This window comes from Roseobacter sp. SK209-2-6, assembly GCF_000169455.1.
Taxonomy (GTDB): domain Bacteria; phylum Pseudomonadota; class Alphaproteobacteria; order Rhodobacterales; family Rhodobacteraceae; genus Pseudophaeobacter.
The window spans coordinates 1-17,034 of record NZ_AAYC01000007.1 but is presented as its reverse complement, the minus strand read 5'-3'; the positions used below and the strand labels follow the sequence as shown (position 1 = coordinate 17,034).

15 protein-coding genes and 1 pseudogene are annotated in these 17,034 nt (G+C 57.6%); 7 read left to right on the top strand and 9 right to left on the bottom strand.

All coding sequences use genetic code 11. The features are described from left to right. Positions 1-370 precede the first annotated feature (370 nt). Genes RSK20926_RS11770 through RSK20926_RS11750 form a run of 5 tightly spaced genes read right to left on the bottom strand, consistent with a single transcriptional unit; the run spans position 371 to position 6,378 of the window. Entirely contained in the window at positions 371-2,254 is a 1,884-nt protein-coding gene (locus RSK20926_RS11770; protein ID WP_008206961.1) for a bifunctional sugar phosphate isomerase/epimerase/4-hydroxyphenylpyruvate dioxygenase family protein, read from the bottom strand. Positions 2,255-2,262: 8 nt separating this feature from the next. Next, the gene (locus tag RSK20926_RS11765) at positions 2,263-3,558 is read right to left on the bottom strand and encodes a TRAP transporter large permease (protein WP_008206960.1); all 1,296 of its coding nucleotides are present in this window, start codon (positions 3,556-3,558) and stop codon (positions 2,263-2,265) included. Next, positions 3,555-4,160: a TRAP transporter small permease gene (locus RSK20926_RS11760; RefSeq protein ID WP_008206959.1), complete on the bottom strand. Its 606-nt coding sequence runs from the start codon at positions 4,158-4,160 to the stop codon at positions 3,555-3,557. The genes RSK20926_RS11765 and RSK20926_RS11760 overlap by 4 nt, the downstream gene beginning before the upstream one ends. A 26-nt stretch (positions 4,161-4,186) precedes the next feature. Further along, the gene (dctP, locus tag RSK20926_RS11755) at positions 4,187-5,194 is read right to left on the bottom strand and encodes a TRAP transporter substrate-binding protein DctP (protein WP_008206958.1); all 1,008 of its coding nucleotides are present in this window, start codon (positions 5,192-5,194) and stop codon (positions 4,187-4,189) included. A gap of 35 nt (positions 5,195-5,229) precedes the next feature. Beyond that, positions 5,230-6,378 (bottom strand): Gfo/Idh/MocA family protein, encoded by a 1,149-nt coding sequence (locus tag RSK20926_RS11750; protein WP_232281886.1) that lies wholly within the window; start codon positions 6,376-6,378, stop codon positions 5,230-5,232. 194 nt (positions 6,379-6,572) lie between these two features. Between RSK20926_RS11750 and RSK20926_RS11745 the strand changes: the two genes are divergently transcribed. The 3 genes and pseudogenes from RSK20926_RS11745 to RSK20926_RS11730 all read left to right on the top strand — a co-directional run bounded on the left by RSK20926_RS11745 (position 6,573) and on the right by RSK20926_RS11730 (position 9,682). Then, a complete protein-coding gene (locus tag RSK20926_RS11745) occupies positions 6,573-7,232 on the top strand; it encodes a GntR family transcriptional regulator (RefSeq protein WP_008206955.1) in 660 nt (219 codons plus the stop codon). Positions 7,233-7,290: 58 nt separating this feature from the next. Then, positions 7,291-8,469: pseudogene (locus tag RSK20926_RS11735) on the top strand (integrase core domain-containing protein). Between the two features lie 490 nt (positions 8,470-8,959). Then, a complete protein-coding gene (locus RSK20926_RS11730; RefSeq protein WP_008206953.1) occupies positions 8,960-9,682 on the top strand; it encodes a GGDEF domain-containing protein in 723 nt (240 codons plus the stop codon). Between the two features lie 477 nt (positions 9,683-10,159). On the opposite strand, the gene RSK20926_RS11725 is transcribed toward RSK20926_RS11730, so the two are convergent. The 4 genes from RSK20926_RS11725 to RSK20926_RS11710 all read right to left on the bottom strand — a co-directional run bounded on the left by RSK20926_RS11725 (position 10,160) and on the right by RSK20926_RS11710 (position 14,226). Next, the gene (locus RSK20926_RS11725) at positions 10,160-10,858 is read right to left on the bottom strand and encodes a TetR/AcrR family transcriptional regulator (protein ID WP_008206948.1); all 699 of its coding nucleotides are present in this window, start codon (positions 10,856-10,858) and stop codon (positions 10,160-10,162) included. Positions 10,859-10,928: 70 nt separating this feature from the next. Then, positions 10,929-12,479, bottom strand: a complete 1,551-nt coding sequence (locus RSK20926_RS11720) for a TRAP transporter large permease (protein WP_008206946.1) — start codon at positions 12,477-12,479, stop codon at positions 10,929-10,931. Continuing rightward, positions 12,472-12,993 (bottom strand): TRAP transporter small permease subunit, encoded by a 522-nt coding sequence (locus RSK20926_RS11715; protein ID WP_050773076.1) that lies wholly within the window; start codon positions 12,991-12,993, stop codon positions 12,472-12,474. The genes RSK20926_RS11720 and RSK20926_RS11715 overlap by 8 nt, the downstream gene beginning before the upstream one ends. Before the next feature lie 150 nt (positions 12,994-13,143). Beyond that, positions 13,144-14,226: a TRAP transporter substrate-binding protein gene (locus RSK20926_RS11710; protein ID WP_008206942.1), complete on the bottom strand. Its 1,083-nt coding sequence runs from the start codon at positions 14,224-14,226 to the stop codon at positions 13,144-13,146. Between the two features lie 138 nt (positions 14,227-14,364). On the opposite strand from RSK20926_RS11710, the gene RSK20926_RS11705 reads away from it, so the two are divergent. From RSK20926_RS11705 to RSK20926_RS11690, 4 genes are all read left to right on the top strand, one after another. Further along, entirely contained in the window at positions 14,365-14,739 is a 375-nt protein-coding gene (locus RSK20926_RS11705) for a cupin domain-containing protein (protein ID WP_008206940.1), read from the top strand. A gap of 139 nt (positions 14,740-14,878) precedes the next feature. Next, positions 14,879-15,268, top strand: coding sequence for a glyoxalase (locus RSK20926_RS11700; protein WP_008206939.1), 390 nt, complete (start codon positions 14,879-14,881; stop codon positions 15,266-15,268). 19 nt (positions 15,269-15,287) lie between these two features. Further along, the gene (locus RSK20926_RS11695) at positions 15,288-15,941 is read left to right on the top strand and encodes an SDR family oxidoreductase (protein ID WP_232281885.1); all 654 of its coding nucleotides are present in this window, start codon (positions 15,288-15,290) and stop codon (positions 15,939-15,941) included. Continuing rightward, positions 15,934-16,842, top strand: coding sequence for a DMT family transporter (locus RSK20926_RS11690; RefSeq protein WP_198136576.1), 909 nt, complete (start codon positions 15,934-15,936; stop codon positions 16,840-16,842). The genes RSK20926_RS11695 and RSK20926_RS11690 overlap by 8 nt, the downstream gene beginning before the upstream one ends. Positions 16,843-17,034: the final 192 nt, after the last annotated feature.

Below are 17,034 nucleotides of genomic sequence, written 5' to 3'. Positions count from 1 at the left end.
GCTAGGCGTTGAGGACGGACCATTGCAGCCATTCGTCAGCACCCCGCACGCCGCGATGCAGCTCCACCGACCCGGCCATTCGCTGTGGCTTTGCCAATGGCAGTTTCAGGGGTGGCTGTCAGTTAGGTTGAGTTGATTGTTTTCGCCATCATCAACGTACTCAGCACTCAACCGTCAGAATTTCGCTTCATCCACTTCTTCTTAGACGTCCCGACAAATCGAAGTGCACCGGATACCTTCCCTCGAAGAAACCGCCATAATCTCCCGTCCTCAGCGAACCATACAGAAATTTGCTCGGAAACTTGACCAATGCAAAGAACCATTCTTGATCCTGCGTCAAATTGGGATCTGAGTGTCATCTGACAAGCAATTAAGACTTGGGCATGCCCTTTGCACGGGACTGACGCTTTTGAGCAGCGATGCGAAACGGGGCGTTGGGGGCTCCGTAGCCTGCATACCCTTGCCCTCTTTGGACAAACTCGACGAACAGGTTTCCGCTGAATGATTGTGAATAGGATTGGAAAAAGCCGGCTCCGTCTTGCTCGTCATACATGACGCCCTGGGTTTGCATCCTTTGCAACAGATCTTCCGTCAGATCAAAGCGCGCTGCGAGGTCATCGTAGTAGTTCGGCGAGATCGGCAGCGTATTGAATCCCTTGGCTGTCAGCTTTTCCAGCGTTGTGAAAATATCTGGCGTGGCAAAGGCGATGTGCTGGACGGAGGCGCCGAAACTGTCCGACAGAAACGCGCCCGCCAGCGTCCTGTGACTGTCCGCGCCATTCAGCGTCACCCGTAGGGCGCCGTCGCCCGTCTCGACCGCCAGGCTGCGCACAAGCCCATCGGGGTCGATCACATCCACCATGGGAGCTTTGGTCATGTCGAACAGCGTGGTGTAAAACAGCGACCAGCTGAGCATCTCGTCATAGCTCATGGTCTGGGCGATGTGGTCGATATGGGTCAGGCCCACGCCAGCGGGTGCCGGACCGGCTGCAAACTCCTGCTGCCAGACCTGCGACAACTCTGATCCTTCGTCGAGGAAATGCAGGACGGAGCCGGACAGTCCCCTGACGGCCGGGATCGCCAGTTCACCTGCACCAATAGGCTGGGAGAACACTTCGGCGCCCAGTGCGGTCGCGCGGGCTGCTGCAGATCTTGCATTGGCGACTTCGAGTCCGAGATCGCACACGCAGGTCCCCCGGGCGTTCCAGCTGCTTGCGGCGTGTCCACTGGTTTCCTCGTTCACGACGATGCGGATGTCGCCCTGCTGCCAGAGCGCGGCGGATTTGCTGCGATGCTGCCCGACCTGTTCAAAGCCCAGAGCGGACAGGTCGGCTTGCAAAGAAACCGCCTCTTCCCCGCGCGTCGCGAATTCGACAAAGGCGACACCCCTGGCCTGCTGGCGTGGTGGGATATCGGGTAACGCGTGTTCCAGCCCCGGCTCGGCCCGCCGGACGTCATCCATCAAGGCGATCAGTGAACTGTAACCGTCCTTGGCCAATGTTCGCGGGTTGCCGCCGCGAAACTGGTCATTGAAGATCTCAAGGCTGATGGGCCCGTCATAGCCGGTCGCCATGACGGCCTGCATGAACCGGGTCACGTCCAGATCGCCTTCGCCGGGCATGTTCCGGAAGTGGCGCGACCAATAGAGCAGATTCATTTCGATCAGCGGTGCATCGGCCAGTTGAACGAAAAAGATCTTGTCCCCCGGAACCGACCGAATGCTATCGGGGTCCAGCTTGCGCCCCAGGGTGTGAAAGCTGTCGACAATCAGCCCGACATTGGGGTGATCGGCGCGGCGCACGACCTCCCACGCATCGCGGTGATCATTGATGTGACGGCCCCAGGCCAGCGCCTCATAGCCCACGCGCAGCCCGCGTTTGGCGGCGCGTTCGCCCAGTTCGTGAAAATCCCCGGCCGCCCGTTCGATGCCGCCCAGCGACGCCGGATGCACGGAGGAGCAGACAAGCACCAGATCCGCGCCCAGTTCCTGCATCACGTCAAACTTGCGTTCGGCCCGGTCAAAGGCTTTGGAACGGGCCGGTTCCGGCAGGGTTTCGAAATCGCGGAACGGTTGGAACAGCATGATGTCCAGCCCATGGTCGCGGATCATGTTTCCAACATCGCGGGGGCTTCCGTGATCTGCGATGAAATCGGCCTCGAATATCTCGATCCCGTCAAACCCGGAAGCCGCAATGGCGGTAAGCTTTTCCCTCAGGTTGCCGGAAATCGAGACTGTAGCGATGGAGGTCTTCATTGGCGCACTCACCCCTGATAGCCAAACAGGCGCGGCAGCCAGAGCACGATATCGGGGACCAGGATCATTGCGCAAAGGGCGAGCAGTAGCACCGCGAGAAAGGCCCAGATCTCTCCAATGATTTCTTTCAGTGGGATGCCGGTGACCGCGTTGATGACAAACAGCAAGATGCCATAGGGCGGCGTGATCAAGCCGATCATCGAATTGACCACGATCAGAACCCCGAAATGCACCAGATCAATGCCAAGCGCCTGACAGGTCGGAATGAACAGCGGCACGATCACCAGGATGATCACCGTCGCATCCAGGATGCAGCCCAGCAACAGCACCAGTACGTTGATCAGGATCAGGAAGACAAGCGGATGGATGTTCGCCCCGTCCAACAACGCAGAAAGCGCCTGGGGCACATTTTCCTGCACCACGATGTAGGTCAGGATCATCGACGCCCCGATTACCAGACCAACGGACGCAGCGGCGCGGGCGCTGTCGACAAAGACCTGATACAGCGTTTTCAGCTTGATAGCCTGGTAAAGTCCCGCCGCGATGGCGAGCGCATAAAGCGCGGCGATGGCCGCTGCCTCGGTCGGGGTGGTAATGCCGCTGTAGAGGCAGAACAGCAGAATGATCGGCATCAGCAGGGCCGGCGTCGCCTGCATGGTCAGCCGCGGCAGGTCACGCAGGGGCACTGGCTCTTCGCGTCCGAACCCGCGGCGGTGGGACATGAAGACATTCAGCGCCATCAGCACCATCCCCATGAACAGGCCGGGAATGATACCGCCGAGAAACAGGTCCTTGATCGACGCGCCCGACACCAGCGCATAGATTACCATCGGGATCGACGGTGGGATGATCGGGCCAATGGTGGCCGTGGCGGCGGTGATCGCGGCTGCATAGCCACGGGTGTATTTGCCGCTTTTGATCATCATCTCGATGATGATCTTGCCGATCCCCGCCGCATCTGCGACCGCCGAGCCGGACATGCCGGAAAAGATCAGGGAAGCAACCACGTTGACGTGTCCCATGCCGCCCCGGAACCGCCCCACGACGGCGATGCAGAAGTTCAGCAACCGGTCCGTTATCGACCCGGCGTTCATGATGTTGGCCGACACGATGAATAGCGGCACCGCCAGCAGAAGAAAGCCGTCAAACAGGCGTTGCACCATGGTCTGCCCGGCGATGGCCAGATCCTGTCCGGCTACACCCAGATAGACGATGACCCCGACAAGGATTGAGAAAGCCACCGGCGTGCCAATCGCCGCCATGCCAAACAGGGCGATGAGGCCCAGCAAAAGCTCGATGCTCATGATGCGTCCTCCCTGTCCGATTTGTCTGACAGCAGTTCCTCTAGCTCGGTTTCGGGGAGGCCATGGCGGGCAACGGAATAGAGCCTCCACAGATAACGGAGGATGGTTGTGACCATGAGCAGGATGTAGGCAGCGAACAGCCATTTGATGGCAATCTTGTCACCGGTGATCGGCATCCTCAGCGTCTGGATTTTCTTCAGCTCCATCAGCCGGTTGCCGAATATCGCGTCCCATGTGGCGGGAAAGGAATACAGCATTGCCGCGATCAGCCCCAAGGCTGAGACAAGCGCCAAAATGCGTTGCGTCCGGCGTGGCGTGGCGAGGTACAGCACATCAAAGGTAACGTGGTCGCGCTCCTTCACGATGAAGGCGCAACCAAAGAACACGATCCAGACCCAGAGCAGCGAAATCAGGTTCACGGTCCAGCCGATCGGCTCCAATGACACCATCCAGTTCGAAATGGGTGGGATCGGCATGAGCCAGGCGATCTTGGCCGCATAGCGCGAAAAGATCTGGATCAGAAAGGTCACAAACACCGCCGCCAAGGTCATGGCGGCGATGAAGTCGGCAACGCGGGAGAGTTTGTTAAGAAATACCTTCATACCTCTGACCCTCCCGCAAAGCTTGCTCAGTTGCCAAGTGCGTTGATGCGGTCAAGAACGCCTTCGGGCCAGCTTTCGGCCGCTTCGGACCCGACATACTGGGCCTGCACGTGGTTGCGGAACGCCGCCAGATCCGGCGTGTAGATTTCAACACCCTGGCTGCGGACGAACTCGGCCAGGCTGTTTTCCTGATCCAGCTGTTTCAAACGTCCATAAGATGCGGCGGCGTCAGCGGCCCGCTGCACGGCCAGCTTCTGATCCGGCGACAGGCCATCCCAGGTCTCTTTCGAGAAGGCGATATAGTTAAGATCGACGAGGTGAGAGGTCAGTGCGATCTGTTTGGTCACCTCATAAAACTTCTTGTCGACCACGGTGGGCAGCGGGTTGTCCTGCCCATCGACCGCGCCGGTGGAAAGCGCGGTGTAAACCTCGGTAAAGGCCAGCGGTGTCGGAGAGGCACCGAGTGCCTTGCCTAGGAATTGCCAGGCGTCGGTGCCCGGCATACGCAGGTTCACGCCCGCCAGATCGGCAGGGGTCTGCACGTCCTTTTCCGAACGCGGGAAGCGCAGGTTCACATGGCGTTTGCCCAGATACATCACCGAAAGCAGTTTGACGCCTAGCTCGTCTTCAACCTTGGCCTTGAACGGGTCCATCAGCGGATCGTTGAAGACGCGCACCTGATGGGCCGCATCCTGATGCACATATCCGGTCGCAAAGATCGAGAATTCCGGGAAGAACTGCGCCAGCTCTTGCGCCGAGGTGATCGACATGGTCAGGTTGCCGCGCGCGATGGCCTCCAGCTCGGCCCCTTGGGCGAACATCGTGCCATTGTAACCGGGTTTATATTCGGCAAAACCCGCAACCATCGGCGCGAACACTTCGGCCAGGGCGACCGACCGCTGGTCGGTTTCCGAACCAGAGGTGGCCATAGTGAAGGTCATGTCCTGCGCGGCGGCTGTGGTTGCAACACCGGCGGCCAGCCCCAGGGCGGCAAAAGACGCGAGCGCGGCCCGTCGTGTAATTCTGGTGATCATTTCTTGTTTCCTCCCAAGACGATTATAGGGCGCAGTTAGTGCGCCTGGTTTGTCATTTTCGTTTCTTTCTTTTCCCTCATCGAAGCTAACGCAACGTTGGCTCCGCCCTCCTCCAGGCGGATCAGTTCGTTGGACTTCGCGGACCGCTGGATTGCGTCCACGACGGCCAGACTGCGCAGCCCTTCGCGCCCCGAGACCAGGGGTGTTTCATCCCCGCGGATCACGGCGGCGAAATGCACCATCTGATTGATCAGGGGATCCGACGTGTCCCGCAGGACCGAGGTCGCCGAAATCGGCGTCCACCAATCCCGCACCTCTTCATGGGTCCACAGGGTCAGATCCGGAACCGACAGCGCCCCGTGGCTTCCGCCGATCTGGTAGGCGCTTTGCGATGTGGTCGGGTAGACCGGGTATTCATGTGCGGTCATTTCCCAGCTCCAGGGGGCAACGATGCTGTCTGACACGGTGATCGTGCCAATCGCGCCATTGTCAAAGGTCAGCAAGGCCGCCGCCACATCTTCGTTCTCATGGCCGCGCGCCGAGGGCGCGGCCTGCGCCTGAACGCTGGTGATCTCACCACACAGATGCCGCATCAGATCTATGTCATGGACCAGGTTGACCGAGATGGGCCCGGCCCCGCCCTGCTTGCGCCAGGGCGCCACATCGAAATAGGCGTCGGGTTTGTAGAACCAGCAGGTCGCCTGCATCGCCCGCACGTCGCCGATCCTGCCTTGGGTGATGTATTCATGCGCCTTGCGGATCAGCGGGTTGTGACGCCGATGATGCCCGACCAATAGCGCGACATCCACCTGCTCGGACCGCTCAACCAAGCTGGCCGCCGCCGCCAGGTCATCCGCCAGCGGCTTTTCTATCAGGACCGGAATACCTGCATCCAGGCACTGCCTCCCTTGCGCCACATGCAGTTTTGTCGGCGTGGACAGAATGATCCCATCAGGTGCCTCTGCTTCGATCATCTGCTGCAGGTCGCCATAACACGCAACATTGCGCGCCTGCGCCTCCTCCTTGCCTGCATCGCTTGGGTCCACGATCGCACACAGCGTCAGGCCCGGCACCTGGCTGATCGCATCCGCGTGACGCTGCCCAACAAGGCCGATGCCGGCGATGGCCAACCTCAGAGCTGGCCATGCGCCAGCTGCACTTGCACTATGTTCTGTCGGCGTCAAACGCCTCTCCCCCAGGGTCGGATCATTGGTGTCAGTCGCGGAATCAGTTCCGCGTTCGAGAGAGCCTAGCGACGATAATCGATGAAATCAATAATATCATATATTTTTGCTTTGACGGGGTATTATATCGAATTGTATGACCGTCAAAGAGGTGCTATCTCATGTGAAATCCCCAATCAGAACGGGTTTTCACCATGGCCAAGCAGCCACCCACCGTTGGCTCTTCAACCTTTGAACGGATCAAGCGTGACATCATTTTTGGCACGCTGGCGCCGGGATCGAAGCTGAAACTGGATGGTTTGAAAGAGCGCTATTCCGCCAGCGTCTCAACCTTGCGCGAAACGCTCAACCGGCTCGCCAGCGATGGTTTCGTCGCCGCCGAAGAACAGCGCGGCTTCTTTGTGACGCCTGTATCGCAAGAGGATCTGCGCGAAATTGCGAGCCTTCGGATCCTGCTTGAAAGCCACGCCTTGCGTCAATCCATCGCCAATGGAGACACCGAATGGGAGGGCGACCTGGTCGCCGCCCACCACAAACTGCACCGCATGGAAGTGCGGATGCAGGCGGGCGATGAAACCGAAAAGGAGACCTGGAAGCGTTATGACTGGGAGTTCCATCAGGCGCTGATCCGCGCCTGCAACTCGCAGAACCTGCTGTCGCTACATTCGACAATCTACGACAAATACCTGCGCTATCAGATGCTGGTGCTAACTTTCCGGGGCGAAGCCGCTGCAGTTGAACACCGCGGCATGCTGGATGCAGCCCTGGCGCGCGACCCCGATACCGCGATCAAGTTCCTCGAAGACCATATCAACAACGGCCTACATCACACGTTGGAGGCGATGTTGGAGTAGCCCCCTGAAAGTGGTCCACCAACTGGGATAGATTGTCCCACAAATTGGAGGATCAGCGATGGCTGGGAAACGAGAGAAACCCGAAGAGATTGTATCGAAGCTTCGTCAGGTTGAAGTTCTGCAGGGACAAGGTGCGACGATTGCCGAGGCGGTGCGCTAGATCGGCGTGACGCAGCAGACCTTTTGCCGATGGCGCAAGCTCTACGGTGGGATGCAGCGATCTCAGCTCGCACGGCTGAAGGAGCTTGAGAAAGAGAACTTGCGGCTTCGGCGCGCGGTATCTGACCTGACGCTGGACCAGCTCATTCTGACGGAAGCGGCAAAGGGAGTGATAGCCGTCTAGGAATTGATCCTGCGGATCAATTCAGGCCTGAACGGGCGGAGCCCCTGAGCCCTTCGCGTCGTCGTAAATGCATCGACCATGTGCGGAAGGAGCTGGGTGTGTCTGAGCGCCGGGCCTGCCGCACTCTGGGTCAGCATCGATCGACGCAGCGCAAGGTGTCCCAAGGCCGGGCCGATGAAGAGCGTCTGACCGACGACATCATAGAACTGGCCGACCAATACGGGCGCTATGGCTACCGCATGGTCACTGGCCTGCTGAACAACGCAGGCTGGCCCCCTCTCGGCAGATTTGGCTTGGCCAAATCGCCTGCCGGGCAACGGATGATCCGCGTCGATCTTAAACTTAACTCAACCGATGTGCTGGACACGCTGACCGACCTGTTCATCCTGCGTGGGCCGCCGCAATATATCAGATCAGACAATGGCCCGCTCGCCATTGGGCTCGAACCAATGGCGCCTTCAATGGCCCGGAGTTCATTGCCCAGAAGGAGCGGGACTGGATCGCCGCCGTCGGCGCAAAAACCGCTTATATCGAACCAGGGTCACCCCTCTCGGGACATCGCCATGCGATGCCCTGCCGGGCAGTGCATGGGAGAACGGTTACTGTGAAAGCTTCAACGCCCGCTTCCGTGATGAATTGTTAAACGGTGAGCTGTTCTATAGCCTGCGTGAGGCCCAGATCATCATCGAGCAGTGGCGAGTTCACTCCAACACGGTCAGGCCACACAGTGCTTTGGGATATCGTCCGCCCGCGCCAGAAAGCATCGTTCCGATGGACCAGAGGCCGACGATGACTAACAATCGAACCGGACCACCCGATGGGGGCATGCCATCGGTGCCACCGAAAGCTTCGAGAAATCTCAGAGTATCATCCAGGCTCAGGATGTTGAAGTAGGGTTCGACTTAGGCGGTTGGTTTTGGAAGGGGCGGATTTGGAGAAGACATTGTAGACCCTTTGCTGTGTGCGGTTCCGGGCCAGGGTTACTACCAAAGAAAGAGAGCGTCAGTCCGACTGCTGCCGCATTGATATCCAACTTGGACCAGGCATCCAAAGGGACAGGTTATTATTGCGCGCACGAGCTAACCACGCTGGGCTAAGACGACGCTGGGCTAGGACGTTTTGTGTTGGACTTGGTTCACTTCTTTTATAGCCAGCTTGGTCATTCTGTTTGAGAAACCTTCCGGCGAGAATTGCCCGTTTGGAAAGCAGCTTTCCTTTGCGGCATCCTGCCGTGGCGTTATCCTGTCTGCTAAGTCGCCTTCAAATTCGGTTGTGTCGCTTTTCGGAATACCAAGAAGAATACCTGATGCGATGCCCTCGACCAGTAAATTAGACGAGGACGCATGTTTTGCGAAAGGTTAGCGATGACCTAAGACCGGAGGCTTTGAAGGGTAAAAGCTCTACCGGTGACAGGATTTTTGAATACATCACCCCCCAGCCATCAGATAGAATTTGGAAGTACTACTTGGCCTGGATGGCTGCGATCATCATGTTGTACTTGTTTCAAAAGTTCATGTTTGACGGTTCGCTGGAGTATGGAATTGTACAACCGCTTCGAACAATCTTGTTCATCGGTTCCCCTACGGTGCTTCTTGGTCTCTATTCACTGCGCAAGTTGCGGTTCTTCACAGAAGAGAATTTCAAACTTGCTAGGCAAGATGTGTTGACCGGCCTTTGGAACAGAAGGGCCCTCCAGGAGCATATCGACCGAAAATTCTCCGGTAGTTCCGGAGCTATTATTCTGATGGACATAGACAAGTTCAAATCCATAAACGATCGGTATGGACACGCTGCCGGGGATCTCTGCCTGAGGCAGGTTGCGGAGTTTGTTCAAAGTACTCTGCCCGCAGGAGGACTGGTCGGTCGCTGGGGAGGAGACGAGTTCCTCGCAATTCTAGACCGCTTCGACCTGGACACCTATCGGGGGTTTTCCGATAAACTCGTATCGGGAGCCAAGCTAGAAGGTCGTATGAGAGAAGATTTGCCTAGGGTGACTATATCCAGTGGATTTGCTCGCTTCGACGAGGTCGAGAGTGTTGACAGTCTGCTGAGTTTGAGCGACCGGCGTCTTTATTCTTCCAAGGCGAAGCGCCAGACCCTCTCTTAGCTCAGGTCGCCAACTGGACCAAAACCTCTGACCACGGACAATAAGGCTCAGTCAGGCGATGCTGATGTTAGGGGAGAGCAGTAGTAGGATGCAAAGTTGGATAGGAGGAGGAACTCTTGGCAATGAAGAGAGCTCCCAATCTGGGCGATTTAGACCAAAATATCTGATCTAGAGCCTGAAAGGTGTCTTTATCGATACCCTGATATTCGCTCGCAATATGTTTAACCTCCTACTTTGCAATGTCGGTAATACTCTTCTTGATGGGGGAGGGAGCGAAGGCAGACACTCTCTGGGAGAATGTCTGCCTCTTGTTTGCGCTAGGAAAGGAGAGGGGATGATCATGATCACCACCATGGCCATGTCCATTTTGGTGCCGTTGTTCATTAGAACTCTGGCTTCTCCGAGCAAACCGGGCGGCAGTCACCTTTGCTAGTTGAAGCCAGCCCCTAAAAACTCGAAATCACTTAAAATCTTTGCTCACTGTTTTGACGCGTGTGACGCATCCTCGGTTTCAGGGGAGGGGAGGTCACTCAAAAATGCCTCAAACCCTACCAGGAAGCTACGCGTGCGGCTGCGGATAAGCGTTTCTATATTCACCTTGGTTGGCGTTCTGTAGATCCACTGGCGCACGCCGAGGTAAAAGATGCTGGAGTGAAATCCCCAGATCAGCTCCAGCGCCAATTCGCAGTCTTCAGGGTTTGAAAGCGCTTCGAGCCCCATACTGGCGAGCTGCTCTTCCAGAAGGGGTTCAAAAATTCGCCGCCGCAGCATTGAAACATACCGCTGAGAAATCAGCGGGTCTTCAAAGGCGGAGAGCAGGAAAATGCGCACCCAGTCCTTCTGCAGCACCACCTTGGCATAGTCCAAAAGGTAGCGTTCCAGTCGCTGCTGAACGCTCAGCTTGCGGTCTCGCAAGATTTCATCCCATTCCGGGTTCCAGCGCCCGACATAGACCCTGTCATAGATCTTCTCGATGATTTCTTCTTTGGTGGCAAAATACCGATACAGCAGGCTTTGACTGACATTGAGATGCCGGGCCAGCTCGCGGGTGGAGAAGGCAAAGCCGCGATCCGCCACAAATTCGATTGCCCCTGTCAGTATCAGATGTTCCCTGTCCTGCGGAGATAGGCGCACCCGCTTTTTCTTGGCTGGCGTTTGCGTTTCTGGCTCTTGCATGAGTTTTCTATCCGCTCGTTCTGCCATTGTACCAAAGCGCCCCGCCGGGATCTGGGGCCGGGCGCTTTGCTTACCTTAGTGCATAGGGGAGCCATATGGAAATGCCCGGTATCAAGGCCACAAGGACCAGGACCAGGAGCTGCAGCCCGATAAAGGGCATGACCCCAAGATAGATCGATCGTGTAGAAATCTCGGGCGGCGCAGCGGAGCGGAAATAGAACAGCGCAAACCCAAAAGGTGGGGTGAGAAAGGAGGTCTGCAGATTGAGAGAGATCAGGATAGCAAGCCAGATCGGATCAATTCCGGACATCAGCAAAACCGGGGCAATTGTCGGCACGATGACAAAGATGATTTCGATAAAGTCGAGAATGAAGCCCAGAAGAAACATGACCGCAAGAACTGCCGCCAGCGCTGCATAGGGGCCGCCGGGGACGCTTGAGATCAGCTTCTGTACAGCCTCATCGCCGCCAAAACCGCGAAAGACCAGCGACAGCGTGGCCGCACCGATGAGGATCATGAAGACCATTGCACTCAATCGCACGGTTTCGGTGGTGGTGCTGGATACTGCCCTGATCTTGAAACAGCGCAGCAGAGCGATGGCAAAATACCCAAAGAAGACCAGAACCGGGATGGAAAGGATAGCGCGCTCTGCCAGGATTGGAAGGTCAATGGTGCCAAAGATGAACTGCTTGGTGAAGACGGCCAGGGCTAGGAACGACAGCGCAATGTTGGCGTACTTTCGCTGCTCTGAGCCAAACCCGGCAAGCAAAATGGCGCCAGCGGCTCCGATTGACGCGGATTCCGTCGGAGTTGCGACCCCGCCAAGTATTGAGCCGAGAACACCAAGGATCAACGCCAATGGGGGAACCAGCCTGGTCAAAAGGACCGGCAATGGGATGGTCATTTCTGCGGCCTCTTCTGTCGGCGGCGGCGGGCAGCTCTCTGGCCTGAGAAAGGTTAGCATGACCTGGTAGACCAGGAACACGATCACCATCAGTATCCCGGGAACGATTGCGCCAGCAAAGAGATCCGAGATTGACACGGTGTCGGGAGAGAAATTTCCCTGGGCCAATTGCGCTTTTTGGTAGGCTGAGGAAATCGTGTCGGCCAGGAGCACCAGCACCAGCGAGGGCGGGATGATCTGCCCCAGAGTTCCAGCCGCGCAGATTGATCCGGCCGCCAGGCGCGGGGAATAGCCCCATTTCAACATCACCGGCAGGGACAAGAGCGCCATGGTTGTTACGGTGGCGCCGACAATCCCAGTCGAGGCCGCAAGCAAGGCACCAACCAGCGTGATGGCAAAGCCAAGCCCGCCGCGCCGCTTGCCAAACAACCGGCCAATCCCATCCAAGAGTTCGGATGCGATGCCGCTGCGCTCGAGCATTGCCCCCATGAAGACAAAAAGCGGCACCGCCAACAGAACATCGTTGGTCATGGCGGCGTAAATGCGCTGCGGCATTGCGGCCAGAAATGAGGCGTCAAAGTGCTGGAAGAGAATTCCAACGCCAGCCAGGAGCAGCGACACACCGCCCAGAACGAAGGCCACCGGGAAGCCGGACATCAGACAGAATAGCAGACCCGCAAAGAGGGCAACCAGATAGATGGTATGAATATCACCCATTGTCGGCCCCCTTCGCCACAACGCAGCGCTTCAGAATCGACAGGGCCTGCAGGATGAGCAGCAGCAGTGCGACGGGAATGACCGTCTTGAACAGAAAGACGCCAGGCAGGCCTGCGGCCTCTCGTGAGCCTTCTAGCGCGGCCCAGCTGTTGAGAACATAGTCCTTTGATGTCCAAAGCATAAAGCCGCAGAGTGGCAAGAGGAAAACCACTATGCCAATGGCATCGACAAGACGCCGTCGCCGCTCGCAATAGCTGTGGTACAGCATGTCGACGCGCACATGCCGGTCCGAGGCCAGGGCGTCAGCCATTGCAAGCATGAACATGGCACCAAAGAGATAGAGAATGGCTTCTTGGGCCATCACAGACCCCGCATCAAAAAGGTATCGTGCGACAACCACTGAAAACTGGAGCAGGACCATGGCAATCGCCAGCCATCTGCTGAGGATGCCGGTCCAGGCGACAAGCTGTCCCAAGGCTCCGGAGTGGGACATATGTGTTTCTCTTTGTTCCATGTGCTTTTCCTGGTCTTCGGCGCAGTGCTGGTGATCCGTGGCCGGGGTGTCGGGCGAAAAGGTGATCCGATCCGGGTGAAAGAGGTTAAGTTCCCGGATCGGATCAGCCGGCCACAAGGGTGGACAGGGGCCAGCTATGGCGAAGCTGTGTCAGCCCTGTTTCAGGCGGGCGTTGGCATAGTCCCCAATCTCGCCCCATTGACGCTGGTTGTCGCGAAAGGCGCTCCAGCTTTGGTGAACCTTTGTCGCCATTTCGCTTCTGGCAGCGCTTTCCGCCAGCACCTCGGGGGCGATGCGTTGCATCTCCTCGACAATTTCTGCGGGCCATTCGTGCAGCTGCACCTGATGCTTGTTCACCAGCGTGTTCAAGGCATCCAGATTGCGCGCATTGTATTCGGCAAGCGAGGTCACATATTCCGCATCTGCGGCGCTCTGCATGATGGCCTGCTCGCTGTCGCTGAGGCCGGCCCAGACATCTGCGTTTACATGGGAGGAGAGCGTGTGCCCCATCTCGTGGAACCCGGGGTAGTAGTAGTGTTTTGCGGCCCGGTGAAAGCCAAATGCGAGATCGTTCCACGGCGCGATCCACTCCAGCCCATCAATGGTGCCGGATTGCAGGGCGGTGAACAATTCACCGCCCGGAATGTTCACCGGTGTCGCGCCAAGACGGGCCAGCATCTGTCCGCCGAGCCCTGGATAGCGGACCCGTAGGCCCTGAAGATCCGCAGCACTATTGATCGGGTCCTTGAACCAGCCTCCCATCTGCGCACCGGTGTTCAGATTGGCGAGAGGCTTTACGCCATGAGCAGCGCCCAGCTTATCCCACAACGCCTGCCCACCACCAAATTTCAGCCAGGTGAAATGCTCGTCTGCCGTCAACCCGAATGGCACCACCGCAAAATAGACAAAGGCCGGATCCTTGCCGAACCAGTAGTAGGGGGTGTCATGGGTCAGATCGCCAGCGCCGGCGGCGACGGCATCCAGGACCTCAAATGGGGCCACTACCTCACCGGCGCCAAAGACCTTGATGCGAAGCTTGCCTTCGCTGGCGGCGGCAACGCGCTGCGCAAACCGTTCTGCGCTGGTGCCAAGCCCTGGGAAATTCTTGGGCCAGCAGGTCAGCATCTTGAGTTCTGTCCCACCCTGAGCAAGGGCAGGGGCGGCAAGCGCGGTGGTGCCGGCGGCCAAAGATGCGGCTTTAAAGAACTTGCGGCGGGTCAGATTTGTACTCATAGCGATTCCTCCCATGGATCAAATAATCAATTGATCAATAAAAATACAATTCAGACTCGTCAATAAAAACTTTCTTGACGGTTTGCTGGAAAAAATGCTCTTTCCAAAATAATCAATCGAACATTAAAGGAGGAAATCATGCCCAACGAACCCTGTCTGGAGAACTTTTCTGACTGGTCGACCGAGAGGAGGCAGGAGATCGTTGAGAACTGGAGCAACCGTCAGGTTGGGTCACGTGTTGTGTCAGAAACGGATAACCTGCGGATCTGGCATCTGGAGCTTCAACCGGGGGAACGCGCGCCCTTTCATCGCCACCAAGAAAGCTATTTCTGGACCGTGATCGGGGAGGGGAAGTCGCGCTCACACTATCATGATGGGGCCATTCGGGACACGAATTATCAGCCCGGTGATACGCGGCATTATGATATTCGCGAGGGTGATTTCTTTGTCCATGATCTGGAGAATATCGGCAGTACGACGCTGGTGTTTGTGACCGTCGAATTCAAACGTTAAAACCTGGCCTCAGGGTCCTTGGTGCGGGTGCCAAGGCGCGTGATTGTTTAACCTGGTCAAACTCTCATTTCCGCTTTGGTGCCCTACTTCTTTGTCTCATTTGGCTGCATCTTGCAGGCCGGAAAGACAGGGAGCTGACATGCAGCTTGATCACATCACCATCCGCACATCCAACTTGCCCAAAGCACGGGCCTTCTTTCTGGAGGTCTTTCCAGATCTAAAAGAGCGCCCGCGTCCCAAAGCGATCGAAAGGGTCCCAGGTCATTGGCTCTATGCCGGAGAGGAACCGATTGTGCATCTGATCAGCTCCTTTGGCGGGCGACTCGACCAGGGGGGTGAGGCCTGGGATCACATCGGCTTCAGGCTGGATGATTATGCCGGTTTTCGCGACAGGCTCGAGCGGCTCCAGATCCCCTATGCGCCGATGGACATTCCGGAACTGGATGAGCGCAGACTGTTTTTCCGAACTCCGGGCGGCCCGCTGATCGAGGCGGTTTTTCGAGAAACACACAACAAGGAAGAAATGTGAAATGGGATTTGACGATAGAGTGAGAACCTTTGTGGTGGGCGGTACTTCCGGCATTGGCCATGCCGTCGTGGAGGCACTGCAGGCACGGCCAGGCGAAATTGTCGCTGCGAGCCGGGCGACCGGATTCGACATCTCGGATCCGGCACAGGCCAAGGCGTTTTTTGAGCAACAGGGGAGCTTTGATCATCTTGTCATAACCGCCGGGTCGCAGGCTCCGGGAGGCGAGCTATCGGAACTGGATCTGACAGCAGCCAAAGCGGCATTCGAGACAAAGTTCTGGGGGTCGGTGACGACGGTACAGGCGGCGGTGCCCCATATCCGCCCCGGCGGGACGATAACGCTGACGACGGGTTTTCTGGCCCGCCGGACTGTGCCGGGAACTTTTGTGAAAACGGCAATGAATGCGGCACTTGAAGCCACGGTCAAAATCCTCGCCCGCGAACTCGCGCCGCTGCGGGTCAATGCGGTCAGTCCCGGTTTGACCAAGACCGAAGCCTATACGGGAATGACGCCCGAGGCACGGGCGCAGATGTACCAGGGTGCAGCGGAGAATCTGCCCGCAGGCCGGGTTGCGCAGGCCCAGGACCTGGCCGCTGGGTATCTCTTTGCCATTGATACGCCATCTGTCACAGGAACGGTGATTGATATCGATGGCGGAGCATTGGTTGCCTAGGTCAGATCGAACCCCGCGCGCAGGCGCTTGGGCGCTTTTGCGCGGGCCCTATTTGCTATTGTGGCTTTCGGTTATCATTCTTGGGCTCAACTGGCCGGTGATGAAACTGGCATTGCAGCATGTGGCGCCCTTTTGGATGGTGGCCCTGCGTTATTGTTTCAGCGTGCCGGTTGTCGCTGCCCTCATTCTGGTTCTGAGACATCGGCTGCCCCGGTTCGAACGGCGGGACTTGCGCGTCATTCTGGGCGTGGCCTTCCTGCAATTTGTGATCCAGATGGGCTTGGTGACATTTGCGCTGCAATGGGTTGCGGCGGGCACCGCAAGCATCCTGATCTACACCACACCGGTCTGGCTGGTTCTGCTTGATTGGGTCATCTTCGGACAACAAATTTCCGCCAGCCGATTGTGGCCAACGCTGCTGTCCGCAACGGGCTGTCTTCTGGTCCTGTTGGGCGCGGGTCACATTGGTGTTGCGGCGCCGCTATTGTTGATACTGGCGGCTGCCCTGTGCTGGTCCTGCTCGATGCGGCTTATTGCATCGCATGTTTGGTCGGGAGGGGTCCTGGATGCGTTGTTTTGGCAGTTTTTGATCGCCGGGCTGGTTTCTCTCCCGATCGCTTTTGTTGCGGAGGGAGGGTTGGAGCTTGGCTCTTTCTCAGCAAAGGGGTTGGCGCTTCTTGTCTTTGTTGGCCCGGTGGCGACCGGGATTGGTTTTGGCCTGATGGTGGTCGTGGGCCGGTTGCTCCCGGTTGCGCAAATCGCATTGATCAGCACCCTGTCGCCCGTAATTGGATTCCTGAGTTCCGCCGTCTTCCTGGGGGAACCCCTTAGCCTCATGCTCGTGTCGGGTGCAGCAACAATGCTCTTGGCGCTTGTCTGGGGGGCGGTGTCAGGCAAATAGCCCAATCCAGGATCCTCATTCGGGCAACCAAAGGACAGAGCCGGAGATCAGGCTCTGTCCAGGCCTGGGTTGGCCGCCAGCCAGCCGCCACCCCATTTGCAGGTCCTGTAGCTACGCGGTTTCCGAGGCAGGGTCCGTGGCCGGGTAATCGGAATAGCCCGCTTCTGTTCCACCAAATAGCGTTGCCGGGTC

Coding starts and splice junctions, on each gene's coding strand:
- RSK20926_RS11770 (WP_008206961.1), bottom strand. CDS start 2,254: ATGAAGACCTCCATCGCTACAGTCTCGATTTCCGGCAACCTGAGGGAA.
- RSK20926_RS11765 (WP_008206960.1), bottom strand. CDS start 3,558: ATGAGCATCGAGCTTTTGCTGGGCCTCATCGCCCTGTTTGGCATGGCG.
- RSK20926_RS11760 (WP_008206959.1), bottom strand. CDS start 4,160: ATGAAGGTATTTCTTAACAAACTCTCCCGCGTTGCCGACTTCATCGCC.
- dctP (WP_008206958.1), bottom strand. CDS start 5,194: ATGATCACCAGAATTACACGACGGGCCGCGCTCGCGTCTTTTGCCGCC.
- RSK20926_RS11745 (WP_008206955.1), top strand. CDS start 6,573: ATGGCCAAGCAGCCACCCACCGTTGGCTCTTCAACCTTTGAACGGATC.
- RSK20926_RS11725 (WP_008206948.1), bottom strand. CDS start 10,858: ATGCAAGAGCCAGAAACGCAAACGCCAGCCAAGAAAAAGCGGGTGCGC.
- RSK20926_RS11720 (WP_008206946.1), bottom strand. CDS start 12,479: ATGGGTGATATTCATACCATCTATCTGGTTGCCCTCTTTGCGGGTCTG.
- RSK20926_RS11715 (WP_050773076.1), bottom strand. CDS start 12,993: ATGGAACAAAGAGAAACACATATGTCCCACTCCGGAGCCTTGGGACAG.
- RSK20926_RS11710 (WP_008206942.1), bottom strand. CDS start 14,226: ATGAGTACAAATCTGACCCGCCGCAAGTTCTTTAAAGCCGCATCTTTG.
- RSK20926_RS11705 (WP_008206940.1), top strand. CDS start 14,365: ATGCCCAACGAACCCTGTCTGGAGAACTTTTCTGACTGGTCGACCGAG.
- RSK20926_RS11700 (WP_008206939.1), top strand. CDS start 14,879: ATGCAGCTTGATCACATCACCATCCGCACATCCAACTTGCCCAAAGCA.